Source organism: Embleya sp. NPDC059237 (genome assembly GCF_042754105.1).
In the GTDB taxonomy this organism is placed as follows: Bacteria; Actinomycetota; Actinomycetes; order Streptomycetales; family Streptomycetaceae; genus Embleya.
Genome location: NZ_JBHZAE010000014.1, coordinates 240,502 through 266,520, shown reverse-complemented (window position 1 = coordinate 266,520; position 26,019 = coordinate 240,502). Strand labels below are relative to the sequence as shown.

The following is a 26,019-nucleotide window of genomic DNA, read 5'->3' as shown; positions in this document are numbered from 1 at the left end:
CATGATGCGAGAAAGCGAATTCGACGCAACGCGGCTCGCGTCGCAGGCACATCTTTCACCGTGGAATCTTTTGTCCTGTCGACAGGACAGATCCGGAAAAGCGGATGCGGTCCGTCCGCATCATCTCCGACGGGGTAATTGCCGGCGCGTCTCGAACCATTGATTCCCCGGAGGGGCGTCCCGGATCCTGTCACGGTGCATACTCCGGCGCCCTTGGTGTCCACCCCGGTCCCGCCAAAGATCCCACCCCGTCGAAAAGGAGGTCGAATTGAACGGCATGACCGGCCGGAGCGGGAATCCGAGCCCTGACATCTGGTTCAACTGGAACACCATGGTCGTCGACGCCGCACCGCACCCTGCGGCGTACTCCGGAACGTTCTTCGACGAAACCCTCCGCGATGGAGTGCAGGCACCCCACATCAGAAATCCTTCGTTGGATCGGAAACGGACCCTGGTCGACCACATGGCTCGTGTCGGGGTGCGATCCGCCGACCTGGGTTTCCCCGGGTCCGATCCGGAAGCACTCCGTGAATGTGTGGCTCTGGCGCGGCACATCGTCACTTCCGGGCACCCGATCGTCCCGGGTTACGCCGGCCGCACCCACCCCGCGGACATCGCCGCGATCCGGGAGATCGCGGCGCGGGCCGAGACCGCGGTGGACGCCTACGTCTTCGTCGGGGTGAGCCCCATCCGGCAGTACGTCGAGGACTGGAGCATCGCCGGCATCCAACGCAACATCGTCGATTCCGCCGCGGCCTGCGTCGACGGCGAGGTGGACTTCGTCCTGGTTCTGGAGGACGCGGTGCGGTGTACCCCGGAGGTCCTCGGCCAGGTCTACGACGCCGCGATCGATTCCGGAGTCACCCGGCTGACCCTGTGCGACACCGTCGGAGCGGCCCGCCCGGAGGGTACGGCCGCGCTGCTCCACTGGACCTCCCGGTACTTCCGGAACCGGCAACGATCCGTCGACCTGGAGTGGCACGGTCACAACGACCGGGGGCTCGCCCTCGCCAACTCCCTGACGGCGCTGGCCCTGGGCTGCACCCGGGTGCACGGCACCATCCTGGGCATCGGAGAGCGCGCGGGCAACGCCTCCCTGGACCAGCTCATCGTCAACAGCCATCTCGACGGACACGGAACATACGACCTGAAGGCGCTCAGGCGGTACGGCGAGTACGCGGCGGACGTGCTCGACGTGGACATCCCGCAGAACTACCCCGCGCTGGGCCGGGACGTCTTCAAGACCAGCGCCGGTGTGCACGCCTCCGCGATCCTCAAGGCACACCTGAAGGGCGACACACTCGTCAAGGACAGCGTGTACTCCAGCGTCCCGGCCGCTTACCTGGGCCGCGAACAGGAAGTGCTGATCGATCGGGCGTCGGGCACCAACAACGTCCGCTACTGGCTGACCGTCCACGGCTACGACAGCACCGACGCGTCCCTCCTCAAGAAGATCCTGGACGGCTCCAGGGCCCATCGGGGTCCCCTCACCGACGAACAGATAGGGCGGATCATTGCAACAGCGGAGTGACCCCCGGGACGACGGGTCCGAGGAGCGCCGGATCCGCCTGCGCGGCAACGTCCTCGTCCTGACCGAGGACACCGATGTCGTGGCCGCCCAGTTGTCGGGTGATGCGGCGCCCGGCGTCGCCGAACTGCTGCGCGCGCCGCTCATGGACAACATCTCCACCGACGAGATCATCCCGGGCTGGTGTTGTTACCGGTACGACGAGAAGCTCGGTGACTACGCCTACCTGGGACTGCGGGACAGGAAGGTCGCCGAGGGCGCCCTGAAGTCCTTCGCGCCCCGAATCATCGTCAGTGGCGAGGCGAAGGGCTGCGGCTCCTCCCGGGAACACGCCGTCTACGCCGAGAAGTACGCCGGCGTCGAAGTCGTCTTCGCCCGGTCCTTCGAGCGCATCTACGAGCAGAATTGCCGCAACGTCGGCATCGTCACCTGCACCGACTTCGACCTGTTGGAGTCGCTCCTCGACGGCGAGGAAGTGCCGCTCGCGGCGTTCACCCGACGTGCCAACGCCATCGAGCGCGCCATCGTCGACCTCGGGGGCCTGTTCGGCTTCAATCGGCAAGGCTGCGGCCTCACCCCCGCCTTCGCGCCCGCCCGCCCGCTGAACGTGGTGGAGAAGATCCTTCAGCGTGCCCTGTCACCGCGCAACCCGCTTCCCGAGAACGCCTCGGTGCGCGTCGGCGAGTCGTACTTCGTCACGACCGACGTCCGGTTTTCGCACGAGTACGTCACCCCCATGGCCGCGGGCATGTTCACCCGACAGTTCGGACCGCACGCCCGGCTCGAACAGCCCGACACGTGCTACTTCTTCCAGGACCACCTCTCCCTGGCCGCCCCCGTCCTCGAGCGCCGGGAGAACGGCGACCGGCTCATCGCCCGGGTCGAGGATCTCGGGGTCCGGCAACGGGAGTTCGCGGAACTCGCCGGCGGGCACTTCATCGGCCTCCGTGAGGGGGGTGGCAGCCGGGCGATCTGTCACAACCACATCCTGGAGCACGTCGCCCGCCCGGGGGACGTGATCATCGGTACGGACAGCCACACCTGCACGGCCGGCGCCGTCGGCGCGCTGGCCTTCGGGGTGGGCGCCACCGACATCGCCAACGCCTGGTACAACCGCGAGACCCTGGTGAAGGTGCCGGCCGTCGTCCGGGTCGAACTCGACGGCGCACTGCGGCCGGGCGTGTGCGCCAAGGACGTCATGCTCGGCCTGCTGGTCCATCCCGGGATCGAGGGGAGCCGGACCCTGGGCAAGGTTCTGCTGTTCACCGGCTCCGGCGTGGGGTCCATCGGCGTGGACGAACGCGCCACCCTGTGCAACATGGCGGTGGAGGCCGGGGGCATGACCGCGTTGTTCGAAGCCGACGACGTCACCCACGCCCATCTGGCCCGCCGCACCCCGGCGAGTCCCGCCGACGCCGCACCGTCCTCGGACCCCGGCGCCCGGTTCGATTCGACCGTCACCGTGGACCTGGGCTCGATCCAGCCCATGGTGGCCCTGCCGGGAGACCCGCGCAACGCCGTCCCGCTCGCGTCGGTGCGCGAGGAAGTCCGCGTCGACAAGGTGTACGGCGGTTCCTGCACCGGCGGCAAGGCCGAGGACATGGACATGTACGCCGCCGTCTTCGAACTCGCCCGCGACCGGGGACGATCGGTACCCGCCGAGGTCCGGGCGTACATCCAGGTCGGCAGCGAGGCCGTGTTGAAGCACGCCGCCGAACGCGGCTATCTCGACCTGTTCGAGCAGGTCGGCGTCACCGTCCTGCCGCCCTCCTGCGGCGCCTGCATCAACGCCGGTCCCGGAGTCTCGGAGCGGCCCGACGAAATCACCGTCAGCGCGCAGAACCGCAACTTCCCCGGACGGTCCGGGCCCGGGCAGGTCTACCTGGCCTCCCCGTACGTGGTCGCGGCGAGCGCCATCGCGGGACGGCTCAGCTCCGTGGAGGACATGCTCGCCACCGGAGCACGGACGTGAAGATCGCGGTGATCCCCGGGGACGGAATCGGCGGCGAAGTCGTCCCGGCCGTGCTGCCCGCGCTCGAACTCCTCAGCGACCATTTCGGGTTGGACCTCTCGTACCGCATCTTCGACTGGGGCGCCGAGCGATGGCTGGCCGAGCGGGTCGGTCTGCCGGCCGACGCGCTCGACCTGCTCGCCTCCGACTACCCCGCCATCCTCCTCGGCGCCCTGGGTGACCCCAGGATCCCCGACATGGCACATGGTCGCGACATTCTGCTGGGCCTTCGTCGCGGCCTCGACCTGTACGTCAACTATCGACCCTTCACCCCTCGCGGCAGCGACCGGGCGATCGCCCTGTTCCGGGAGAACACCCAGGGCCTGTACGCCGGAGTCGGCGGCACCGTCTCGCACGGGAGGCTCCCGGCCGTGGCCATCGACGAATGCGTGTACACCCGGGAGACCGTGGAGAAGTTCCTCCGCTACTGCCTGCGCACCCTGAGCGAGAGCGGTCGCAAACGGGTCACCCTGGTGCACAAGAGCAACGCCGTCCCCCACACGGGTCGCCTCTGGCAGGGGGTCTTCCGAGCCGAACTCGCCGGTTTTCCCGCACTGGTGGGCAGTGAGGAGTACGTCGACTCCTTCTGTTACCACCTGGTCCGCGACCCCTCGCCCTACGAGGGCATCGTTGCCTCGAATCTCTTCGGCGACATCGTCAGCGACATCGGCGCGGCCCTGATGGGCGGACTCGGGCTCGCCGCGAGCGCGAGCGTATGCCCGGAGACCGGCTGGGCCCTGTTCGAGCCGGTACACGGAAGCGCGCCCGACATCGCGGGCCGGGGCATCGCGAATCCGTATGCCGCGGCGACGGCGGTCGCCCTCATGCTCGACCATCTCGGCCACCCCCGGGCGGCGGCGCCGCTGCGCCGGGCACTGGCCGCCGCGGCGCGGACCGACTCCGCCACCCCGGACCTGGGCGGTCACGGCACCACCGGCACATTCATGGCGGACGTCATGACCCGGCTGGAGGAGGCTCTCGCCGACGACAGGACCGAGCCCCAGGTCTGACCGCGTCCCCGGGACCGCCGATCCGCTTCGACATGCAGGGGCGGTGTTTTGTGGCCACGCTCGCGAATTCACCGATGCGGAAGCAATGCAATGCCTCCTACGCCAGGCTGTACTACAACGTCGTGAAAAGCTCGGTAACCGATTTCGATCACGCGGGAGTCCCCTTCGGCGAACCGAAGGGGACTTCGCGTGGCCGCGCGGCATACGATCGGGCGCTACGCCCCGATGCGCGTGGTGCTCCAGCCGCTCCAATTACCGTTGGTATAGCGGTGGTCGTAGTAGCGCTTGCCGTTCATACCGATGCAGGTGACGTTGAAGGCCCAGCCGTTGACGTCCCAAACGTCCATGGAGCTGTTGCCGGGGCTGGTGCAGTAGCCGTTGTCCAGGTGTTTCCACCCGCTCAGGCCGGAGTCGGAGCTCCACTGGGTGTACGTACCGTGATTGGTGCCGATGACGAAGGCTTGCCAATGCCCGTTGGGCAATTTGATCTTCACGTCGCTGTTGCAGTAGAACGAACCGCCCCACGGGGCGGCGTAGTGACACCACGCGTCACTCGAGCTGGTGCCGACGTCGCCCGGGTCCGACGCGTCGGCGGACGCAGGGGACGCTCCGACCAGTGAAATCGCCGACAGGGCGAGGCCGGAAGCCACGATGCCCCCTATTTTGCGCAGCTGCAATGCCATGGAAACTCCCTGATTGGTCGGCGACTCGAGATTCGGGTCGCCATGCGCCGTACGGTTCGTCCGCCGGAATTTCACCCGGCGACATCGCCATCCTGTCGCCGGGTCGCCGCCCGCGTCATTCGCACAGCGCGCCTCCTCGTAGGCATGGAGCGCACTCTTTCCTCCGAAGCGGACGAGCGCAGGGGGCGCCGCCGGTCAGGCGGACGCGGCTGCCGCTGCCGTCGCGAGCAGTTCCGGCACCGTCCCGCTGAAGTCCGGCAGCAGCATCACGGCCACCGCCCACGCCTCCGGGTCGCCGGCGATCGTCGCCCGCGCATGCTCGGCGAGCACGGCCGAGGCTTCGGCGTGCCCGTCGGGGAAGACACCGGAAAGGTCCGCGACTGCTTCCAGCAACCGCGCCGCCGGGTGGCCGCGTTCGACGAACTCCCGGACCGAGAGCACGTCGTCGGCGAGGGCGTTGCCGAACCAGCAGAGTCCGAGACGAGCCTCCCGCGACGTGGGCGGGAGCGGCCCGGCGAGCGCCGCGAGTGCGTGCTCGCGCACGCCGGCGGCCAGTTCGACGGCCGACCGGTCGTCCACGGCCGCGGCCGCACGGAGCAGTTCGGCGGGACACGACGCATGCCGGGCGAGGAGCACCAGCGCCGCGCGGGGCAGCGGCTCCCGCTCGTGGGCCGCCACGGCCGCGGGCCAGAACGCATCCGGAACGTGTCGCGCCGCGCGCTCGGGCCGTTCGCGGATGGCGGCGACGCGTTCGTCCGGATGCTCGCGGCGCAGGGTCTCGGCGCGCAACCGGGCCAGGCCGTCGGGTGCGTTCAGGGCCCACCGCCGGGCCAGTCGTGCGGTGGACGAGCGGTGCAGCAGCGACCGCAGCCGGGGGTCGAGCAGCGCCCCTCGGCCCTGCGCCTCCCACAGGCTGAGCAGCCCCCGCAGCACGCCCGCCGAACCCAGGTCCTCGGCACGGCGGAGCAGCACCCGACGCAGCAACGCGGTGTGATGCCCGTGCACCGCCTCCAAGTAGCCGTCCTCGTACGGCCCGTTCAGCAAACTGCGGTCGAACGCCGTCAGCCGCACTCGGGGCGACGCGTCGCGGCGGGTCGCGGCGAAGGCCGCGTACCGGGTCGCGGCGTCCGACGACTCGGCCAGCAGCGCGGCGTTTATGTGCCGGTCGTGCCTGGCCAGCAGCACGCCCTCCGTCTCCCGGTCGGGGATCAGGCGGCCGACGAGGGCGCGCGCATCGAGCTCCGGGTTTCGCATCAGCGCGAGGACGAGGTGGCCGGCAAGCGGCTCGTCGACCCGCCTGAACACGTCGCAGGCGTCGGAGGGCAGCACCGCGAGCACGGCGGCGGCGTCGTTCGGTGGAAGCCGGCCCAGCAGTCCGAGCGGGGACGTATGGCCCCAACGCTGCGCCATGGCATGGACGGTGTCGGCATCGGGCGGGTCGGACCCGACGAGGGGCGCCCCGGCGCCGGGGTGGTCGGGGCCGGCGGCCCTCGCGGCGTCCGCGCACAACTCGGTGAACGTCCCCGGGTAGTCCGGGGCGTGCTGCGCCAGCCACGCCCACGCGGCCGGGTCGGGGCCCGGAAGCATGCGGGCCGCTTCGTCCACGACGCGGTCGAGGGATGCGATGCGGGGCTCGGCGTACACGGCGCGCGCGTGCCGTGCCAGGGTGCTGAGCGCGCGCCACGCGGGTCTGCCCTCGAAGGCGAGTCGACGGGCGGTCAGTACGCGCCGGTCCAGCGCCGCGCACAACGCGGTGTGCCGGCGAGCCGTGGTGACGTCGAGCGGCGACTCGGCGGCCAGGACGAGGGCGGCGTCCGTCGGGCAGTCGGGGTGGACGAGCAACCGACGGGCGATGTCGACGCGGTATGGCTCGCGCAGGTGCTCCGCTACGACCAAGTCCCAGTCGCTGCGGGAGTGTCCGTCGAGTGCCGTGCTGTCCAGGCGGGTCTTGAGCTTCCGCAGCCATTCCGCCAACGGGGTGCCCGGGTCCGGGCCTGCCACGGCGTCGGCGGAGGCGTTGTGGGCGCCGGTTTCGACGTCGGAGCCGACGGTCGACAGCAGCCCGAGACGCTCGCGGACCCGCGCGGCCGTCGCCACATCGGCGTATACAAGCAGCACATCGGCCGCGGACGCCCGGCCGCCCTCGTCATCCTTCACCCCGCGACGATACCGACGCGGGCCCGCCGCGGTCGGCCCACGGAATCATCACTATGCCAAGGCCGGTGCGGCACACGCTTCGGGGCGGAGTGCATGGTGTGCTCATGGACCGATTCGTGGGCTCGGCACGTCTCGAGTGGTGGGCCAACACATCGATCTGCCTCGGTGAGTACGAGATCGACATCACCATAACGGTCGATGCCGCAAACGCGTGGCACGCGTCCGGCCGGCATTCCATCGCCCTGGACACGACGGGGCGTGAAGGCTGGGACTTCCTCATGGAGATGGACCCCCTGTTCTCCCTCGCGTTTCCCGGCGAGGACCGCGGTCACCTCCTGGTGCAGGTCGACGAGGCCAAGGACGGAACGCTCATCCTCACGGAGACACAGGGCCGGGATGGTTCGGTGAACACCACATTCGATCTCACCTGAGACCGGATCAATTCGTGATTACTCGGCTTTGCGAAGTTCGTAGCGAAGGCCTCCGCCGGGGCCGCCCAGGTGTGCCACCAGGCGCGGATCCGTGTGTGAGCCCTTCGGTCGGAGCTCGTGGAGGGCGAACTCCGGTGTAGCCGACGGGGGTTGCGGGCCCACGTCGGCGTACCCGGTCAGTTCGAGGGTGCCTTCTTCGTACGTCCAGCGGCCCTGCCCCGACCAGCGCTCGGCGATCGGTGCGGGCAGGTGGTCCGGGTCGGCCTGCTGCCACCACGAGCCGGGCAGACCGTTCGCGCCGAATCGTCCGTCGGCCGTGAACGTCACCCGGGCGCCGGCCGCGTCGTGCCAGGAGCCGACGAGTTCGTCGCGGGAGAGCGTCACGGAGAGCGGCCCGGAACCCAGGTATATCGAGCCGACCCAACACACCGGGAGCGCCGCGAGGAGGCATACCGCCACGGAGACCCGGCTCGCGAAGTCGAGCCCGCCCCCGCGCAGTTCCGCCCACGTTCGGGCGACCGGGGGCTCCGCGCGCCGGGCGCGTCGGGCCCGGGTCAGCGCGATGACCAGCACGATCGCGGCGAGCGCGGCGAGGGTGGCCAGGCCGCGGAAGGTCGCGTCGGCCCCGCGTACCCACCCGTCGGCGCCACGACCCGCCGTGTCGGCGGACATGCCCACACCGACCGAGATCCACCAGGCCGCCCACATCCCGATCCACAACGTCCACCACACCCGCACTACGACGCGCGGCCACCGGGCGATCGTGGTCGCCGCCGCGACCGCCCGCATCAGGCCGAAGGGCGCCCAGCACTGGTGGAACGGGATCAGCCAGGGCGCCACGCTCGAACGCATCAATTCCCGCGAAGGCGTACCCGGGCGAAACAGAGCGTGGGACCGTATACAAGCCACCCACGCCAGGAACGGAACCCCGACGACGGCGAGCCCGATGGCCCACCGGGCCCCGTCCTCCCCGTCGAACTGCCGCCCCGTTAATGCCTCCCGAAATCCCAGCACGTGATCACCGGCCGCCACACCCAAGGCGACCACCGTCACAGCCGCCCACCATGTCGTCCCGCGCAAAGGTTGCGGCGCCCTCGTCGTTCGGGTCGCCCCGGCCCACCGCATGGCTGCCTCGCCGTCCCCGCTCACCCTGCGGCCCATCACATCACCTCTCGCTGATGAATTCCCCGTGGTGAAACCGTGGTTCGCTCCCGTTTCGACCGAGTCGCCGTGCCGGCCGGGCTAGTTGTAATCGGAGTCCATCCAGCCGCTGAACCAGAGCACCCAGATCCAGAACAGGCAGGCCACGAACGAGCAGAGCAGGCCCAACAGCGCGCGGGTCCGGAAGACTTGCTCTCGTCGGGACTCGCGGACGTTCACGATGCCGACCACGACGCCGGCGAAGCCGGCGAAGGGCGCCGGCATCCACGTCAGGCAGCAGATCACCCCGGCCACGGAGAAAAGCCCGAGCCAGAGCGGAGTGTCCGGATGGAAGGAAGTCCTCGAAACGTCGTGCACCATGCGCGCTACCACCCCTCGTCGTGGAGTCCGCCCCATCAGTTTTGAACACGTTCAAAACTGATGGGGCGAGAGTAACCCTCTGCGTCCGCAGGTCGTGAGGCGGGGTGCGAGAATCATCGCGGCGGGCAGGCCGTTCACGCGGATCGCGGCCCCGGGTGCGGCACGGTCGGGAGGGCGATGGTGGTGGGGGTCGGTTGGGCGTGGCCTCGGATGGCGGCGATGATCCCGGCGGCCCAGTGGCGGGGGTGGTCGTGGCCGAGGGCCGCGTCCAGTCGCATCATGCGGGCGCGGCGCTCCCGTCGGGGCATGCGCAGCGCCCGGCGCAGGACCCGCACGAGGTCCGCCGGGGAATGCGGGTCCGTCAGGAGGGCGCCGCAGGCCAGTTCCTCGGCCGCGCCGGCGTGGCGGGAGAGAACCAGGACCCCGGATCCGTGCGCGGCGGACTGCGCCGCGGCGAATTCCTTGGCGGTGAGGTTCATTCCGTCCTGGAGCGATGTCACCCAGAACACGTCCGCGGCGAGGTAGTGGTCCACGATCTCGTCGAAGGGCAGGTTTCGCGGGTGGTACTCGATCGGTTGCCAGGTCGTGTCGCCGAACCTGTCGTTGATGTCGGCGATGCGGTGTTCGAGCGCGGCCCGGGTCGCGTCGTGGACGACGATGCCGGGCTCCGGTGGGGGGCATACGAGTCGAAAGCGCAGCCGGCCGCGCAGGTCCGGGTCGGAGGCGAGGAGTGCGCCCACGGCGTCGACCTTGCGCTCGGGGGCCTTGGCGTAGTCCAGGCGCTCGACCGCGAGGACCACGTGGCCCGCGGCGGACGGCGGGTGGGGTGCCCTGGCCCGGACCCGGGCGTCGATCGCGTCGCGGTCGACGCCCAACGGGTGCACGCCCACGCTCGGCGTGATCCGGGTCCTGCCCAGTGTGGCCCGGAAGTTCGCGGCGAAACGCGCGGTTTGGAATCCGGCCCAGTCCAGTGTCGTCAGGGAGGCGCGCACCTCGGCCGCGACGGGCAGCGCGGCGAAGACCGACGCCGGGGGAAACGGTGTGTGGTGGAACAGGCCCGTGCGCAGATCCGGTCGCAGGACACGCAGGAGTCCCGGCACGAGCCACAGGTTGTAGTCGTGCAGCCAGACGGTGCCCCGTTCCGCGGCGCGGTCGGCGATGTGTTCCGCGAAGCGGCGGTTCACGGTGCGGTATCGGTCCCAGTCCGCGTCGTCGAAGCGGATGCGTTCGGGTTGCGACATCAGCGCCGGCCACAGTGTCTCCTTGCAGGCACGGTGGAAGTACGCCGACCACGTCGAGACGTCGAACGGCTCCAGAGACAACGCGGGGCCGGGACCGGCGGCTCTCGGCTCCGGATCGGGCGGCGCCTGTTCGGCCACCGACCCGGCCACCCACAGGGCCGAAACGTCGCGGGCGTCCGCGTGTTCGGTGCCCAGGACCGCGCACAGTGTCGGCAGGATCCCGTTCGGGCTGGCCGGGGGCCGCCACCCGGCCGACGTCCATTCCCGGGGTGGGCGGTGATAGCCCACAACCACCGCGTGCCCGGGCGCCGTCCAACCCAGGTTCGCGAGCCCGGCGAGGATGCCGGCAGCGCCGTGGTGCTCGGCGCGGTACACCTTCTCGTCGCCGGCGAGCGCCCGGTCCAGGCCGGGCTCGGAGCCGGCGACCACCACACCGTGCGCGCCGATCTCGAACATCGACAGGTCGTTGAGCGAGTCGCCGGCGACCAGGATGTCGTCCCATGCCCAGCCGTGCCGCCGCGCCAGCGCCCGTACCGCCGCGCCCTTGCCCGCTCCGGGAGGCAGGACGTCGAAGTAGCGATCGGCCGAGTACGCCCACGAGCAGCCCAGCGCGGCCACCGCGCGCGTGAGTTCCCCGGTCAGCTCTTCGGGGGGCAGGTGAAACGAACATCGTCCCTGTTGGACCACTCCCTCCTGGTACGCCAGGGCGGGGAACCCCGAGAGCGCCGCACGGACGCGGGCCGCACCGGGCCAGCCCTCGCGTAATCGGGACTGCAGGTCCGCCACCGGGCTCAGGTCCGTGCCGTCGGCCACGGTGGCCCCGACATCGGCGACGATCCACCGAGGCCTGGGCACGAGCGGATCGTCGAGCACCCGACGCACCGAGGGCAGTGCGCGGCCGGTCGCGAACACCAGGGTGATCTCGGGGTGGCGCGACAGGACCCGGCGCAGCCGAAGGCGCTCGGTGTCGGTCCCGCCCAACAACGTGCCGTCCAGATCGGTGACCAGGACTCTCATCGGCGCTCCCCCACTCGATACGGACGCCACGAGATACCCCGTGTGCGAACCGTGCGCGACCGTGCCGGCCGGGAAGCCGGATGCGCCCCGCGGCTCGGGAGCGCGGTCGGGCGACGGCGGCGCGAACGCCGACACGCGTAGAACGAAGAACACTGTAGGGAGTTCGGCGACCGCCGGGGGCGATACCCGGGCTGTCGTGCTCAGATCGACGTCACGGGTTCGACCATCGCGAGCCACGCGGACAGTTCGCCGACCGTGACGGCCCCGCGCGATCCGGGCGAGGTGGCGGCCGCCGATCCGCAGGCCACCGCCGCGGCCAGGCACCGGGTCACGTCCCAGTCGGCGAGCAGGCCGTGGACGAATCCGGCGTTGAAACAATCGCCGGAGCCGGTGGTGTCCACGACCCGAACCGGCACCGCGGGAACGGCGAACCGACGCCCGTCCCGCAGCACGATGGCGCCGTGTCCACCGCGCTTCATCACGACCGTGGGCACCAGTTCGCCGAGAGCCGCGGCCGCGTCGTCGGCCGTGGCGGCCCCCGTGAGGCGTAGCGCCTCGTCCACGTTGGGCGCGAAGACGTCCACCTGTGCCAGGACTTCGCGCACGGTCGGCGTCTCCAGCGTGACCGGGACGTCCTGGCAGTCCATGAAGACCGACGCGCCCGTCGCGCGTACCGCGCCCAGTGTCGCCGCCACGCCCGGGCCGTGGCGCAGTTCGGGCAGGACCAGGATCCGCGGCCGGTACGCACGGACCAACTCGTCCACCGGGCGGGGCGTCGTCGGGTCCCGGAAGCTGACCATGGCCCGGTCCGCGGCGTACGACAGCGCGACCGTGACGCTGCGCAGCGGCCCGGCGTGGTGACGGAATCCGGACTCGTCCAACCCCGCCGCTCGGGCCCCGGCCAGGACGTGTCGACTGAACTCGTCGTCGCCGAAGTCGGTGGCCCACACCACGTCGTTGCCCAGCCTGTGCAACGCCAATGCCGGATTGAAGGCGCCGCCGGGCAACATTTCGAAGCCGCCGGCGAACGTCTCGCGTCCCACGGCCGCCTCACCCGGCAGGTCGCGGAAGATCAGGTCGGCGAAGTACGCCCCGGCAACCAGGACTTCACGACGTTCCTCGGAGATGCCCACGCCCGCATCATCTCGCCCCGAGAGATTTCTTGTATATACAATTATCAGGTAAATAGTCTATTGGAATGAAGTTGCCGTAATGCCCCTTTGTCACGTCAACGTGATGTGATGTCATATTCGCGCCAGATTGCCCCGCTCGTCTCATCACGGGAAGGCAGCAACATGGGCAGATTCAGGTACGGAATCGCGGCAACGGCCATTGTGCCGGCCGCCTTGGGGTTGTGTGCGCTCGCGGGAGGTACTGCTCACGCGGAAGCGGGTCAGGACACCATCACCATGTACAAACAGGAGAAAACCCAGTGGTGCTGGGTCGCCTCCGGCCTGACCATCGCCAAGTTCCAGGGGTTCGGCTCCACGCAGACGGACTTCTGCACCCGCGCACAGCCCTACTACGGCTGCAACAACCAGCCCGCCACACTCGACGACATGGCCCGGGGCTGGAACAGCCTGGGCATGACCCACCCCGGCTCGGGACTGAACAGCGCCGCCACATTCAACCAGGTGTACACCGAGGTCAAGGCGGCCCGGCCGATCGGTGCCCGCATCGGGTGGACCTCCGGTGGTGGCCACATGAACGTGGTCTACGGCTTCGACACGTCGCGCAACACGATCGCCGTGGCCGACCCATGGCCGGACACCGCCACGTACACGTGGTGGAACTACGCCGACTACGTGAGCAACAGCTCGTCGAAGTGGACGCACTCCCGCATCGGCATCTCCGGCTAAGGCAGGCGACATGCGCGACACCAGCGGCACCACAACGCCCGGCAAACGAACCGGCTTTCGCTTCTCCCTTCTGTCCTTCGTACTCGCATCGAGCGCGTCCGTCCTGTTGTCCGTCGCCGGCGCGGCCCACGCGGCCCCGGCCAAGGACCCGCTCCCCGCCGACATCCCCGACTACCAGGCCGCCCTCGACGCGGTGAAGTCCCCCGCCGTCCGCGACTCGGTCTGCCGCTTCCTGAGCACTCCGATCCCCGCCGGCGCCGCCGGGACGGTGCAGACCATCCCCGACACAGCCGAACCGTGCCAGGGCCTCCCGGCCTTCACCATCAAGGACCCGGTGGCACTGAACGAGATCACTGCCGGATTCGTCGCGGGCACCGCCCCGCCCCTGCCCACCGAGGCCGTCAAACTGACGAGCCTGCTCTCCTCGCTGAGCGCCACCGTCAACGGCCGCACCGCCACCGTCATGCTCGCCCCCACCCAGGGCGGCGGCTGGCACCTGGCGGCCATCCGCGACGGAGACGGAGACGCCGGCTACGCCGGCAAGGCAACCGTCGGCACTCTGGTCTTCACCGAACCGCAAATCCGCGGCTGGTACCAGCTCAGGCTCGACACCGTCGAGCCGCTCAACGACCAGGCCCGGGAGGGACTGGGCGGCCGGGCGTCGGTGTCGCTCGGCGACTACCAGAAGCTGGTCAAGGCCCGCTACGCCGACAAACTACCCGGCTCGGAGTACGACACGAAGGGGTACTCCAGCGGCTACAACCCCCGGCACGCCACGGACGAAGCGTCGTCCTCCACCCCGCTGTTCGCCGCGTCCGGCGCGGCCCTCGCCCTCACGGGCGGAGCCGTCGTCCTCCACCGGCGCCGACGGGCCGACACCGGCTGAACCCGGTCCCGCTCACCCCTCCCCCGCTCCCGGCACCTCGGGGTGGACGCCGTCGTGGCGGGGGTCGGGGTGGGAGGAGGTCCTGCGCCATGGACCGCGTCCGGCCCCGGAACGGCGGCCCGGCGTGATCACGAACTCCATGCCACGCCAGGCCTTCCGGTGCCTCGGTAGACGGTCATTGTGTCCTGCGACGGGCGTCGCGCACCGGATCGGAGGCGTATCACTCGTGTGGGCCGTCGAAGCGGGACCTCAGGGCACGTCGACCAGCACCCGGCCGTCGGCCGGGGTCTGCGCGGCGGCACGGCCACCGTAGGCGGACTCGACCCGGGACCGTTCGGCCGCGTCGGGAACAGGCTTCCTACAGCCGACTCCCGCGCTGGAGCCCGACATCAGCTTGGAGCACGGACCCGGTTTGTTGTCCGGGAGGCCCAGGTTGTGCCCGATCTCGTGGGCGGCTATGCGGGTCTTGTCGTAACCCTGGTCGACCGCCTGGCTGCCGAGTTCCACCCACGCCTGTCCACCCGGGCGGACCGGGCCCAGGCTCGCCTGCGGCCAACCGTTGGTGGCGGTGATCCGAATCTGGGCACGGGTACCGGGTGGCGCCTTGATCAGCTTCACGTTGGTGACGTTCGCGTTCCAGGAAGCGACTCCGGCGGTGATGGCCGCTTCCCAACCACCGGCTCGGGAGTCGTCGTAGTAGAGGGTCGTCGCCGCCGAAACGCTGTTCGGGGCGGCGGCGTTGGACGGCGCGGCCGCGGCTTGCTCCACAGGCGCCATGACCATGGTGACGACCGCGGCGGTCCCGACCGCCGCGAACCACTTGGAGGGGGGCATATGCGTCCTTCCGCTCGACTTGTCCGTGGCGGGTGGAGCACAGGTCCCGGGGTGTCGGTGACCTGTCGACTCGTTGCGTCGTTGGGAGTATGTGCGTGCTCGTGGATTCGCAGGCATACCAGTCGGCCATAACATCGACACACAGAAGCCAAGACGCGGCTCGGCGGGATGGACGGCAAGGTGCCCGGCTCCGCCGGGTTCGTCGAGTTCGTCGAGTTCGTCGAGTTCGTCGGCAACGGTTCGGTGTACTACGCGTACGACCCGCTCGCCCCGTCGACGCACGGACGGCGGCCGGCATCGCTGCCGTTCGAAGCACCCGGTGATTATCGCCGTCTCATTCATCAATGCCCATTCTCGATCGAGCACGACAACGCATGACCTTATAGCGAGAACGGAACCAGCCTCATGGCCATCGCATTCCGCAAGACGCTCGCCATCACCGCGCTGACCCTGACCGCCTCCCTCCTGCCCGTGGGCGGAGCGGGGGCCTCCGACGCCGTCGCCGACCCCACTCCGCGCACACCGGGCCTCTACTGCCTCGCCAACGCCTGGGGCACTCCGAACATCTCCACGAAGCCGTGCGACACCGCCGACCGCGGCCAGCACTGGACCGTGTCGGGCCAGCAGATCTCCCTCACCGAAGCGCGTGCCTACTGTCTGGCCAACGCGTGGAACACCCCGGACGTCGCCACCAAAGCGTGCGCCCCCAAGGACCAGGGACAGTACTGGAGCGTCTCGGGCCAACAGATCGCGCTCACCTTCGCCCCCGGCTACTGCCTCGCCAACGCCTGGGGAACCCCGAACATCTCCACGAAGCCGTGCGACACCGCCGACCGCGGCCAGCACTGGGTGATCTTCAACGACCAGATCAGCCTCGCACTCGCCTGACGTCACAACCACCGTGCCCGGGGCGTGCCGACGGCCGCCCCGGGCACGGCGCCGCGTTGCCTATGGGCACCCGTGATCGTCCTGGTGGCGTCGGCGGTACCCACAGCACACAACCATGTCGCGAGCCGCACCGGCCGGCGCGAGCCCGGAGGTATCGGTCGGGACGGCAGCCCATCCGTCGGGGCCGGTCACCGGAGCCGCCCCGGAAGTCACGACGAATGCTCCTTGATGTCGTATCCCATGACCCGACGCAACGTACCCCCATCCGACGACACTTCGCCGACGGCGCGCGACCGTGACCGACTCGTCGTCATCGCCCACCGGACCGGTCTTGTGAAGCCCGGAGCGTGAGCCCCCGGTCGCGACCGGCCCCGCTCGGCCCGGCCGCGACCTTTCTCGGAGGCTGGGCTATCCCAGTCCGCCGTTGAGGGCTGCGGCGAGTTCGCCGTTGTCGGTGTCGCCGCTCAGTTCCCAGAAGAAGGCGCCGCCCAGCTTCTGTTCCTTGGCCCACTTCGTCTTGACGGCGAGGCTGGCCGGCGTGTCGTAGCCCCACCATTCGTTGCCGCAGTGGCCGTACGAGGTGCCGCCGGCCAGTCCGGTGGCGGGGCAACGCACCTTGAGCGCGCGGTAGCTGCCGTCACCCGATGCCGGCGCGGTCGCGGTGCCACCCGGTTCGCTCTGCGTGACGCCCGTCCAGCCGTGACCATAGAAGGGAATGCCGAGCAGCAGCTTCTTCGCGGGTACGCCCTTCGTCCGGAGCTTGGCGATGGCGTCGGCCGAGTTGAAGTTCGGCACGGGGATGCCCGGGTACGACGTCAGTGGTGAGTGCGGGGCGGTCGGGCCCTGCGCCATCCACGGACCGAAGAAGTCGTACGTCATGACGTTGTACCAGTCCACGGCCCCCGAGGCGCCGCCGTAGTCGGCGACGTCGAGCTTGCCTCCCGGGACGGCGTCGGCCGTGATGGCGGCGCTGACCAGGTTGCCGGCGCCGAAGCGGGCACGGGTGGCGTCCAGCAGGGTTTTGATCGACCCGAAGCCGCTCGCGTCACAGGTCAGGCCGCACGCGTTCGGGTATTCCCAGTCCAGGTCGATGCCGTCGAACACGTCGGCCCAGCGCGGGTCTTCGACCACGCTGTGGCACGACTCGGCGAACGCGGCCGGGTTCTGCGCGGCCTGGGTGAAGCCGCCGGACCAGGTCCAGCCGCCGAACGAGTAGAGGACCTTGATGTTCGGGTACTTCTTCTTCAGCTCACGCAGCTGGTTGAAGTGGCCCTTCAGCGGCTGCTCCGCGGTGTCGGCGACACCGTCGACGCTGTCGGCGGCGGTGTAGGGCCTCTGGTAGTCGGCCCAGGGATCGCCGACCACACACTTGCCGTCCACCACGTTGCCGAACGCATAGTTGATGTGGGTGATGTTGCGAGCCGTGCCGGACGTGTCGATGTTCTTGGCCAGGTAGGGGCCCCAGTTGGTGAAGTAGCCCAGCTTGACCTTCGCTTCGCCGGTGGTGCGCACCTTCGCGGGGGCGCTTGCGGGACCGACCTGATCCTTCGTGTCGCGCGCGACGACGGTGTAGGTGTAGCCGGTTCCGGTGTTGAGGCCGCGGTCGACGTAGGACGTGTGCCGAACGGTGGCGACCTTGACGCCGTCGCGCAGCACGTCGTAGTTCCGCACGCCCCGGTCGTCCCTGGCCGCGCGCCAGGAGAGTGCGACCGACGTATCGGTGACGTGGCTCGCGTGGGGCCTGCCCGGCGCGGTCGGCGGCCGGTCCCGGCCCCGGTCGGCGACCTGGTCGGACGTCTCCGAGCCGCCGGTGCCCTCGGCATGGGCCGGTCCGGTCAGGCCGACCAGGGCACCCAGGGGCAACAGCAGGGCCGTGAGCAGAGCGATGAGCATCCGGCCGCGCCTGGCGCCCGGCCGATCGGGGTCTCGCGTGTGCGTGACGGGTCGTGCGGTGCCTGTGCTCAAGGGAACTCCTCGAACTCGGTCCGAACGTACGGGGACTGCGTCGCCGCGCAGGCGTGTCGAGAGCTACGACACACCCCGTCGCGGCTGCCCGAGCCTAGGAAGGGTCCGAACCACCGGTCAATGGTCTGTACCAGATTGGTCTGGACCAGAGCTTCTCGTGTTCGACGAACCTCGGCGGCTCGAACGGCTCTGATCCGGCCCCGGCGGCGCGGCGCCGCGCACGCGGGCGGCGGTGTGTACCGGCTGAAGCTGTGGTGGATGTGGCAACGCGGGGACAACTTCACCGCCGCCACCCCGGTCGACGACCAAAGCGCCGCGCCCGGCTACCTGCTCATCCGATACGAGCCGTGGGTCTACGCGGACCTGGAGGCCGCGGCACGGTTCCGCTCCAGCTCTACTGGCACGCCGGCCGCGAGGACAACGCCGGTGTGGCCGACATCAACAGCCTCGACGCGGTCGCCGCTGCCGGGTACACCTACATCCGCACACAGGCCGGCTCTACCCGACCCCGGGCCCCGGCAGGGTGCCGCTGTGGTGCGGGTGCGGGTACGGGAAGGCGCCATCGGGTGCCGGTGTCGGGGTCGCCCGCCCAGACGAACTGTTCGTCGTCGGCCGTGACGGTCATGCCGTGGTCGTACAGGCCGATGGCGCCGTCGGCCATCCACGCGTCCCACGCGGCTTCGAGTTCGTCGACGAGTCGGCGCGGACCGCCCTGCGCGGCGAGCGCGCCCCCGTTCGGCGGCGTGGAGATCGTCGCCCAGGACCGGGCTCCGTCGTGGAGGCGGGCGTGGACGCCGTGCGCGTCGACGGTGGTGTCGAACAGGACGTCGGGCAGCCGCAGGCGCAGCGCCCACATCAGGTGGGCATCGTCGTGCAGGGGTCGCGGGTCGCGGCGCCGTTGTCCCCGGAACCGCCGACCCGACGCACCTGCGTGCAGCCGTCGCGGCGGCACAGTTCGGCCACGAGTTCCTCGAACTGCGGGCCGGTGAGCGCGTCCACTTCCGCCAGGGTCCGCCGTCGTCCCGCGGCCACGGCGTCCTGGTGTCGCCACCGCTCGTCCTCGATCCGCGCGGCGTGGTGAGCGCACCACAACCACCGACCCACCCCCGCCGACGCGGCGGCCGGCGTCACCCCGAGCGCCGCCCACACGCCCCCGACGACGAACGCCACCGTCACCGTCACCAGGATCGCCGCCGCCACGATCGACGCCGTCCGTCCACCCGTCGCTCGCGGCGCCCCGGTTGTCGATCCACGCCCCTGCGGCTGCGTCATGGCGATCCCCCGTCGTCGAAAACACCCGAGTCCGCTCTGGTGGATGATCCGCAGGAAATCCGCCGGCTTCCGAAACCGGGCCGGAACCGCCGCCACCTCGGAGACAGTTCGGGGACGTGATCACCATCGACGTCCCCCGACCACCGCACCCCGCCTGCCACGCAGGGCTCACGAGGTGCGGTGATGTCGACGGACCGGAACCGCGGCCGTCTCCGTGGGCGTCGTCAGGGCTTGGGCAGGGTGCAGCCCGGCAGGCTCAGGTCGACCTTGTTGCCGATACCTATGCAGGGCACGATGATGTACGTCTCCTGGGCGTAGTTGATGCCCTGATGGATGGTCACGTTGCCGTTCTCGTCGACCTCACACGGGTTGTTCACCGTGCAGGTGGCGCCATCCTCGTTGCCGGTGTTGTTGACGGCGACGACCTTGCCCGTCGTCGTGTCGATCACCGGCGAGCCGGACGTACCGCCGATGGTGTTGCAGGACGACGTGTAGCGGACCGAGTCCCGCCAGGTCCAGTCGCCTTCCTTCAGGCGATACACGAAGCCGTCCACGTTGCAGCTGTAAATCCGCTTCCAATACCCGGAAACCACCTTGATCGCCGAACCGGCCACCGGGTGGCGGTCGTTGAGGGTCAGTGCGCTGATCCCATACGACCTTTGGATCTGTGCGTAGGTCTGGGTGAGCTCGTAGATCGAGATGTCCGTGTCGGTCATCGTGGCGTACGAGACCTTGTGGGCCCGCAGGGTGGCGACCCTGGAACCGGAGGCGCCGAGCAGCGAGAAGGTGCGGGACGACGGCTGGTCGGTGATGACCTCCCCGGCACCGGGGAATCCGGTCTCGAGGCAGTGGCCGTTGGAGAGGACGAGCGCGGGGTCGCCCGGCTGCGAGTTGGGCATCCGGATCACGGATCCCGAACAGTTGCTCAGCGCCACTGTACCGGCGAAGTTGACCGCCTTGACGGTGGCCGGCGGGGCGCCGACGGCGGGTGCCGTGCCCGCGACCGCGAACAGCAGGGCACAGACGACGCCGAGTGCGCCGACGAGGGACTTCTTCATGTGAGGTTCCCCTTTTGAGGGTGGGGACGATGAAGGAGCGCAATTGTGTGGTGCATGCGCATTGTTGAGGCTTCGACACCCAAGAGACAAGTAAACAAAGTGAGTTGGGTGTTTCTTTGCGCACACCGACCATCGCCGAACCCGGTTCGGCCGATGCCACCGGAATCGCTGCCGCAGCGCGAACACCTCGATGCCGTCGTCGAGGTGCCGACGACCCGGACTCGAACTCCCACGAGGATCCCGTCCGTTGCGCCGCGCCGACGGTTTCGTCGTCGTGAGCGAGGAAGAACACACCCGACTGTCGCCGGTGGCGCCTGCCGGCCCGGTCGACCGCGGCGAGGATCTCGCTGCCCCGACCGGTGGAGTCGAAGTCGTCGATGCCCTCCGGTTGCCTGGCCCGGACCGGTGGGTGGGGTGGGCTGGTTCATCCTGCGGGTATTCGGTGGCGGTTGGGGCGGAGGGCCATCCACGCGGGGCCGACGGAGGCGGTCAGGGCGGCCGTGAGGCATGTGGCGATGACGCCACCGACGAGCGGCCACGGCACCACCAGGGGGACCGAGGTGCCGCCGAGATCGCTCAGCGCCGAACGCAGGCTCAGCAGCGACGGTACGGCGACGACCGCGCCGAGCGCCGTGCCCATGGTCACGACGATGGCCGACTCGGCGGCGATGGCGCACAGCGCCTGGCGGACGGTCGCGCCGGAAAGGCGCAGGACGCGCAGATCGGGCAGCCGATCGGCGGTGGCCGTCATCAGGGTGTTCGCGATCGCGATGGCCGTGTAGCCGACGGAGACCACCACGAGCAGCACGGTGAAGATCCACACGAGGCGTTGCTCCTCGGCGTCGGCCGACGAGGCGTAGGCGGCGACGCTCACCTCCTTGCCGCCCAGTGGCGCCGGCGCGGGATCGGCGCCGGCGCGAAAGACGGCCGCCGTCAGGGCCGAGGGATCGTGGGCGCGGACGGTCCCGCGCGGAAACAGGACGTCATAGGGCGTCGACCGGTCGGCGAGCACGGCGACCACGCGCATCGTCTCGGTGGCGCCGTCGCGGAAGGTCACCCGCGCGTCGCCGCCGTGTCGCCACCCCAGGCGCGCGGCGGCGCTCTCGGACACCGCCATCGTGGTGGGACCCCGCAACTCGGCGAAGGAGCCCTGTCGAGCCTCGATCCGGTCGCCGATGGCGGCGAATTCGTCGGTGACCACACCCGCCGCCTCGACGACCACGCCCTTGTCGCCGTAGACCGTCGTGGGTGTCAGGGGGGTGCCCGCCACCTCGGCCACCGCGGCGTCCGTCAGGCCCGGGGCGTCATCGGGCACGATCACGCGCTCGGCGCGCACCGATGCCACCCGCCGCGCCTCGTAGGACTGGGCCGTGGTCGCCACCATGCCCGTGATCAGCACCGCCAGGCCGACCGTGGCAAGCACCGGCGCCGCGGTGGCGGCGGTGCGGCGCACGGCCGTCAGCATGCCCTCGCGTACGAGCAACCCGATCGCCCCGGCGCCTCGCGACAGCGGCCACGTGAGCACCCGCACCACGGCAGGCACCACCGCCGGGGCGAGCATGGTCAGCCCGACGATGAGGGCCATCGGCGGATACAGCCCGAAATCCGCGAGCGCTCGGGGGTCGGCCGTCGCCGTGACCGCCGCCGAGACCACGCCGAGGGCCACGAACGACAGCCCACCGACGACGCGCCCGCGCGACATCGGCCGGTTGTCCACGTCGGCCTCGCGCAGGGCCTCCAAGGGCGCGATCCGCGCGGCGCGACGGGACGCCGACCACACTCCCGCCATGGCCACGACCATGCCCAGCGCGAACGCGCCGACCAGGGGCAACACGCCGACCTCGACCGTGAAGCCCTCTGGCTCGAACCCGAGATCGACCAGAACGGCGGCGAACGTGGGAGACAGGGCCCCTCCGAGCACGACCCCGAGCCCGGCCGCGAGCGCGGCGACGGCGCCCGCCTCCGCGAACAGCGCGCGCCGAACCTGCTTCGGCGTGGCGCCGATGGTGCGCAGCAGACCGAACTCGCGTCGACGCCCCGCGACCGAGAGGGCGAACGTGGACGCCACGACGAACACGGTCGTGAACGCGGCCAGAGCCGCCATGGCGGACAGCACCTGAAGGCCCACCCACCGGGTGAACGCGGCGTGGCCCGGTTCCAGTTCGGCGCGGTCGGAGCCGGTGAGCACCCGCCCCTCCGCGCCCACCACCGCCCGCACCGCCGCCGGGTCGAGCGTCGCGCCGGCGCCGGCGAGCAGGCCCAATACGCGTACACCGCCTGCGAGTCGATCCGCCTGGCCGTCCGTCAGGTAGATGCCGGGGCCGTCGACGAGACCCGACACCGTGTAGGGCGCGGGTCCGGACGCGGTGAGCACGGTGACCGTATCGCCGGGGCGCGGCCCGAGCCGGCGGTCGAGCACCACCTCGTGGTCGGTGACGGGTGGCCGCCCCGCGACCGGCGCGTGGGCCGCGAGCGCGGCGCTCGACCAACCGTGCCCCAACGGATCGTCGAACCGGGGATCGCCCGCGGGGCGACCACCGATCACCACCTGGGCGTAGAACGAGCGGTCCACCACGACACGCCCGACTCCGGGCACGGCCGCGAGACGATCCGCGAGCCGCCGAGCCCGTTCCGCCGACCACGGGGGGCCGTCGTCGAACGGAGGCGCCGGCTGCCGGGCCTCACCGCTGCGTACGAGGACCGGCGCGGCCGCGAACCGCTCCGGGGTCTCGGGGCCCGAGGACAGCAGCACCACGCCCGTCGTCGCGAGGATCGTCACGCCCAGCCCGAGGCCCATGAAGGAGCCGAGGAACGACACCCACCGGGCCCGCATGGTGGCGAGGGTCAGCACAACTCCTCCAGCCATGCCATACGGGCCGCGATGGTCTCGGCGGAGATGCCGGCCCCGTCCGCGCCGCGATGGATCTCGTCGGCCACGCGGCCGTCGGTGAGCAGTACCACTCGATCCGCGAAGGCGGCGGCGGTCGGGTCGTGCGTGACCATCACCACCGTCTGACCGCGCGCGTCCACGATCTCGCGCAGCAGGCGCAGGACGTCGCGCGATGCCTTCGAGTCGAGCGCGCCGGTCGGCTCGTCGGCGAAGACCACCGCGGGCCGGGTGATCAACGCGCGGGCAATGGCGACGCGTTGTCGCTGCCCGCCGGACAACTCGGCCGGTCGATGGCGGGCCCGGTCCGCGAGCCCCACCTCGGCCAGGGCCGCCGCGACGCGCGCCGGGTCGGGGCGGCGCCCGGCCAGGCGCAGCGGCAGGGCGATGTTCTGCTCGGCGGTGAGCGCGGAGACCAGATTGAAGGACTGGAAGACGAAGCCGACGCGCGAGCGCCGAAACAGCGTCGACTCGTGCTCGTCGAGGGCGCGCACGTCGACGCCGTCGACCCGGATCTCGCCGCCGTCGGCGCGGTCGATGCCGGCCGCGCATTGCAACAGCGTGGACTTGCCCGAGCCGGAGGCGCCCATCACCGCCGTCAGCGTGCCGCGCGGGAAGTCGAGGGTGACGCCGTCGAGCGCGGTGACCCGCTGGGCGCCCGCGTGGTGCGTCTTCGTCACGCGGAGCAGGCGCACGGCCGGGCCCGTCGGTGTGGATGTCGCTGTGGTCATGCCCTCCAGGAAACCGTCGGCGAACGGCCGGCACATTGGTGCCAGGGCGAGAGTGGAACTAGCCCTGGCACTACCGACGCGGCCGTCGCGCGCCGGCTAACGTCGTCGTATGTTCGCGCAAGCCTCATGGGACTCGATCGGTCGGCGACCGGTGCGGTTCCTGGTGTCTCCGGTGCCATGGCGGGCCCTGTCCTATCTCGGGGCGAGTTGGGTCGTCGGGGCGGTCGTGGTGGTGACCGTGACGTCGGTCGTGGCCGTCGGCGTCACGACGTGGGAGACGTCGGTCGGCCCGGTGTTCACCGCGTCGCTGGGGCTCGTTGCCCTCGCGTGCATGGCGTTCGCCGCCGCGCCGTTCGAGCGGTGGCGGCTGCGGCTCATCGGCGCTGCCCTCGCGCCGCCGGAGCGGTCGGGCGGTGTGCGGGCGCGGCTGCGCGAGCCCGCCGGGCGACGCGAACTCGGCTACGCGCTGGTGTCGTTGCTCGCGCTGTGGTGGGTGGATCTGGGCATCGCGTCGGTGGCGTTGGTGATTCCTGGGCTGTTGGTCTCGGCGCCGCTGCAGCCCACGGCGCCGTTGTGGATGGCGGTGGTGCTGCCGTTGGTGGGGGTCGTACTGCTGCCCGTCGCGCTGTTCCTGATCGCGGCGTGGGCGGGCGTGCGGGCGACGATGACGCGTGCCGTGCTCGCGCCTCGCGAGGCGGAGTTGATCGAGGTGGTGCGATCCAGGGCGCGTCTGGTCGACGCGTTCGAGACGGAGCGCCGGCGGATCGAGCGCGATCTGCACGACGGCGCGCAGCAGCGCCTGGTCGCGTTGAGCATGAAGTTGGGCCTGGCCTCGCTCGACCTGCCGCCCGGGTCGCCCGCCGCCCATCAGGTCCGGGAGGCACACGAGATGGCGCGGGCGGCGCTGACCGACCTGCGTGAGCTGATCCGCGGCGTGCACCCGCAAGTGCTCACCGAACGGGGACTGCCGGCCGCCGTCCGCGATGTCGCGGGGCGCTCGCCGGTCCCGGTCGACGTCGATGTCGAAGTGGCCGGGCGATTGCCCGCGGCGGTGGAGGTGACCGCCTATTTCGTGGTGTGCGAGGCGTTGGCGAACGTGGCCAAGCACAGCGGCGCGCAACGGTGCGCGGTCCGCGGGCGGGTGGCCGACGGGCTGCTGGCGTTGGAGGTGCGTGACGGCGGTGCGGGCGGTGCCGACCCGGAGGCGGGCACCGGGCTGACGGGTCTGGTCGATCGACTCGCGGTTCTCGACGGCAGAATGTTGTTGTCCAGCCCGATGGGTGGCCCGACCCTGCTGCGAGTGGAGATCCCGTGTCCGGCCTCAGAGTAGTGCTCGCGGAGGACGCCGTGCTGTTGCGCGAGGGGCTGGTGGGACTGCTCGAGCGTTTCGGCCACGAAGTGGCCGCGGCAGTGGGCGACGGTCCTTCGCTGATCGCGGCCACGCGGGAGCATCGCCCCGATGTGGTGATCGCCGACGTGCGCATGCCACCCGACTTCACCGACGAAGGGCTGCGCGCCGCGCGCGAACTCCAGGCGACGATGCCGTCGTTGGCCGTTCTGGTACTGAGCCAGTACGTCGAGCAGACCTTCGCGGAGGAGCTTTTCGACGCGCGTGGCGCCTCGGGCATGGGATATCTGCTGAAGGAACGCATCGGCGATGTCGAGGAGTTCACCGACGCCCTGACTCGTGTCGCCGGGGGTGGAACCGTGGTCGACCCCGAGGTGGTGCGCCAACTCCTGGCGCGTCGACGTGATCCGCTGCGGCGCCTGACTCCGCGCGAGCGGGAGGTCCTCGCCCACATGGCCGAGGGACGCTCCAACGCCGCCATCGCGCGCGCGTTGGTGGTGACGGAAGCCGCCGTGGCCAAACACATCGCAAGCATCCTGACCAAACTCGACCTCCCCCCGGCCCCCGACGACCACCGCCGAGTCCTGGCCGTCCTGGCCTACCTACGCGGCTGAAGCACCCGCGCAACGCGGCCGGCACGTCGAGAGCACCCGGCCACCCGCTCGCCCGGCGCATCAAGACTGTCCGACCAC

At 70.6% G+C, this 26,019-nt stretch carries 23 protein-coding genes; 10 read left to right on the top strand and 13 right to left on the bottom strand.

All coding sequences use genetic code 11. The features are described 5' to 3' along the window. Nucleotides 1-277 precede the first annotated feature (277 nt). The 3 genes from ACFXKZ_RS36485 to ACFXKZ_RS36475 are packed head-to-tail and all read left to right on the top strand — an operon-like array spanning nt 278 to nt 4,549. Nucleotides 278-1,531 carry a LeuA family protein gene (locus tag ACFXKZ_RS36485; RefSeq protein ID WP_380006882.1) on the top strand — a complete coding sequence of 418 codons (1,254 nt, stop codon included), beginning with the start codon at nt 278-280 and terminating at the stop codon, nt 1,529-1,531. Then, complete coding sequence (locus ACFXKZ_RS36480; protein WP_380006741.1) at nt 1,515-3,500, top strand: aconitase family protein; 1,986 nt, start codon at nt 1,515-1,517, stop codon at nt 3,498-3,500. Before ACFXKZ_RS36485 ends, ACFXKZ_RS36480 begins: the two co-directional genes overlap by 17 nt. Continuing rightward, entirely contained in the window at nt 3,497-4,549 is a 1,053-nt protein-coding gene (locus tag ACFXKZ_RS36475; RefSeq protein ID WP_380006738.1) for an isocitrate/isopropylmalate family dehydrogenase, read from the top strand. Before ACFXKZ_RS36480 ends, ACFXKZ_RS36475 begins: the two co-directional genes overlap by 4 nt. Nucleotides 4,550-4,764: 215 nt before the next feature. Here the strand turns inward: ACFXKZ_RS36475 and ACFXKZ_RS36470 are convergent, their stop codons facing one another. Together ACFXKZ_RS36470 and ACFXKZ_RS36465 are read right to left on the bottom strand one after the other, a co-directional pair. Continuing rightward, the gene (locus ACFXKZ_RS36470; protein WP_380006735.1) at nt 4,765-5,232 is read right to left on the bottom strand and encodes a hypothetical protein; all 468 of its coding nucleotides are present in this window, start codon (nt 5,230-5,232) and stop codon (nt 4,765-4,767) included. Nucleotides 5,233-5,427: 195 nt separating this feature from the next. Next, nucleotides 5,428-7,389, bottom strand: coding sequence for a hypothetical protein (locus ACFXKZ_RS36465; protein ID WP_380006733.1), 1,962 nt, complete (start codon nt 7,387-7,389; stop codon nt 5,428-5,430). A gap of 116 nt (nt 7,390-7,505) precedes the next feature. On the opposite strand from ACFXKZ_RS36465, the gene ACFXKZ_RS36460 reads away from it, so the two are divergent. Further along, nucleotides 7,506-7,820, top strand: coding sequence for a hypothetical protein (locus tag ACFXKZ_RS36460; protein WP_380006730.1), 315 nt, complete (start codon nt 7,506-7,508; stop codon nt 7,818-7,820). A gap of 18 nt (nt 7,821-7,838) precedes the next feature. Here ACFXKZ_RS36460 and ACFXKZ_RS36455 read toward each other — a convergent pair whose 3' ends face one another. The 4 genes from ACFXKZ_RS36455 to ACFXKZ_RS36440 all read right to left on the bottom strand — a co-directional run bounded on the left by ACFXKZ_RS36455 (nt 7,839) and on the right by ACFXKZ_RS36440 (nt 12,732). Further along, nucleotides 7,839-8,672 carry a hypothetical protein gene (locus tag ACFXKZ_RS36455; RefSeq protein ID WP_380006727.1) on the bottom strand — a complete coding sequence of 278 codons (834 nt, stop codon included), beginning with the start codon at nt 8,670-8,672 and terminating at the stop codon, nt 7,839-7,841. A gap of 390 nt (nt 8,673-9,062) precedes the next feature. Further along, nucleotides 9,063-9,341 (bottom strand): hypothetical protein, encoded by a 279-nt coding sequence (locus ACFXKZ_RS36450; protein ID WP_380006724.1) that lies wholly within the window; start codon nt 9,339-9,341, stop codon nt 9,063-9,065. 134 nt (nt 9,342-9,475) lie between these two features. Further along, a complete protein-coding gene (locus tag ACFXKZ_RS36445) occupies nt 9,476-11,599 on the bottom strand; it encodes an HAD-IIB family hydrolase (RefSeq protein WP_380006721.1) in 2,124 nt (707 codons plus the stop codon). 200 nt (nt 11,600-11,799) lie between these two features. Next, on the bottom strand, nt 11,800-12,732 hold the full coding sequence (locus ACFXKZ_RS36440; RefSeq protein ID WP_380006718.1) for a carbohydrate kinase family protein: 933 nt from the start codon (nt 12,730-12,732) through the stop codon (nt 11,800-11,802). Between the two features lie 276 nt (nt 12,733-13,008). Here ACFXKZ_RS36440 and ACFXKZ_RS36435 point away from each other — a divergent pair, with 276 nt between their 5' ends. Together ACFXKZ_RS36435 and ACFXKZ_RS36430 are read left to right on the top strand one after the other, a co-directional pair. Continuing rightward, complete coding sequence (locus ACFXKZ_RS36435) at nt 13,009-13,458, top strand: papain-like cysteine protease family protein (RefSeq protein ID WP_380006715.1); 450 nt, start codon at nt 13,009-13,011, stop codon at nt 13,456-13,458. Nucleotides 13,459-13,468: 10 nt separating this feature from the next. After that, entirely contained in the window at nt 13,469-14,344 is an 876-nt protein-coding gene (locus ACFXKZ_RS36430) for a hypothetical protein (RefSeq protein ID WP_380006712.1), read from the top strand. Nucleotides 14,345-14,593: 249 nt separating this feature from the next. On the opposite strand, the gene ACFXKZ_RS36425 is transcribed toward ACFXKZ_RS36430, so the two are convergent. Further along, nucleotides 14,594-15,178, bottom strand: a complete 585-nt coding sequence (locus tag ACFXKZ_RS36425; RefSeq protein ID WP_380006709.1) for a snapalysin family zinc-dependent metalloprotease — start codon at nt 15,176-15,178, stop codon at nt 14,594-14,596. A gap of 168 nt (nt 15,179-15,346) precedes the next feature. On the opposite strand from ACFXKZ_RS36425, the gene ACFXKZ_RS36420 reads away from it, so the two are divergent. Further along, nucleotides 15,347-15,556, top strand: coding sequence for a hypothetical protein (locus tag ACFXKZ_RS36420; RefSeq protein ID WP_380006706.1), 210 nt, complete (start codon nt 15,347-15,349; stop codon nt 15,554-15,556). 27 nt (nt 15,557-15,583) lie between these two features. After that, complete coding sequence (locus ACFXKZ_RS36415; protein ID WP_380006703.1) at nt 15,584-16,066, top strand: ricin-type beta-trefoil lectin domain protein; 483 nt, start codon at nt 15,584-15,586, stop codon at nt 16,064-16,066. 408 nt (nt 16,067-16,474) lie between these two features. Here the strand turns inward: ACFXKZ_RS36415 and ACFXKZ_RS36410 are convergent, their stop codons facing one another. The 6 genes from ACFXKZ_RS36410 to ACFXKZ_RS36385 form a co-directional block, all read right to left on the bottom strand. After that, nucleotides 16,475-18,031: a glycosyl hydrolase family 18 protein gene (locus ACFXKZ_RS36410; RefSeq protein WP_380006700.1), complete on the bottom strand. Its 1,557-nt coding sequence runs from the start codon at nt 18,029-18,031 to the stop codon at nt 16,475-16,477. Nucleotides 18,032-18,506: 475 nt separating this feature from the next. Next, a complete protein-coding gene (locus ACFXKZ_RS36405; RefSeq protein WP_380006697.1) occupies nt 18,507-18,887 on the bottom strand; it encodes a hypothetical protein in 381 nt (126 codons plus the stop codon). After that, nucleotides 18,887-19,231, bottom strand: coding sequence for a restriction endonuclease (locus ACFXKZ_RS36400; RefSeq protein ID WP_380006694.1), 345 nt, complete (start codon nt 19,229-19,231; stop codon nt 18,887-18,889). Before ACFXKZ_RS36400 ends, ACFXKZ_RS36405 begins: the two co-directional genes overlap by 1 nt. 296 nt (nt 19,232-19,527) lie before the next feature. After that, a complete protein-coding gene (locus ACFXKZ_RS36395; protein ID WP_380006691.1) occupies nt 19,528-20,361 on the bottom strand; it encodes a trypsin-like serine peptidase in 834 nt (277 codons plus the stop codon). Between the two features lie 424 nt (nt 20,362-20,785). Continuing rightward, nucleotides 20,786-23,227 carry an ABC transporter permease gene (locus ACFXKZ_RS36390; protein WP_380006688.1) on the bottom strand — a complete coding sequence of 814 codons (2,442 nt, stop codon included), beginning with the start codon at nt 23,225-23,227 and terminating at the stop codon, nt 20,786-20,788. Further along, nucleotides 23,206-23,979 carry an ABC transporter ATP-binding protein gene (locus ACFXKZ_RS36385; protein ID WP_380006685.1) on the bottom strand — a complete coding sequence of 258 codons (774 nt, stop codon included), beginning with the start codon at nt 23,977-23,979 and terminating at the stop codon, nt 23,206-23,208. The genes ACFXKZ_RS36390 and ACFXKZ_RS36385 overlap by 22 nt, the downstream gene beginning before the upstream one ends. Nucleotides 23,980-24,088: 109 nt before the next feature. On the opposite strand from ACFXKZ_RS36385, the gene ACFXKZ_RS36380 reads away from it, so the two are divergent. Together ACFXKZ_RS36380 and ACFXKZ_RS36375 are read left to right on the top strand one after the other, a co-directional pair. Next, a complete protein-coding gene (locus ACFXKZ_RS36380) occupies nt 24,089-25,309 on the top strand; it encodes a sensor histidine kinase (protein ID WP_380006682.1) in 1,221 nt (406 codons plus the stop codon). Continuing rightward, nucleotides 25,291-25,941 (top strand): response regulator, encoded by a 651-nt coding sequence (locus tag ACFXKZ_RS36375; protein ID WP_380006679.1) that lies wholly within the window; start codon nt 25,291-25,293, stop codon nt 25,939-25,941. The genes ACFXKZ_RS36380 and ACFXKZ_RS36375 overlap by 19 nt, the downstream gene beginning before the upstream one ends. The last annotated feature ends 78 nt before the right edge of the window (nt 25,942-26,019 follow it).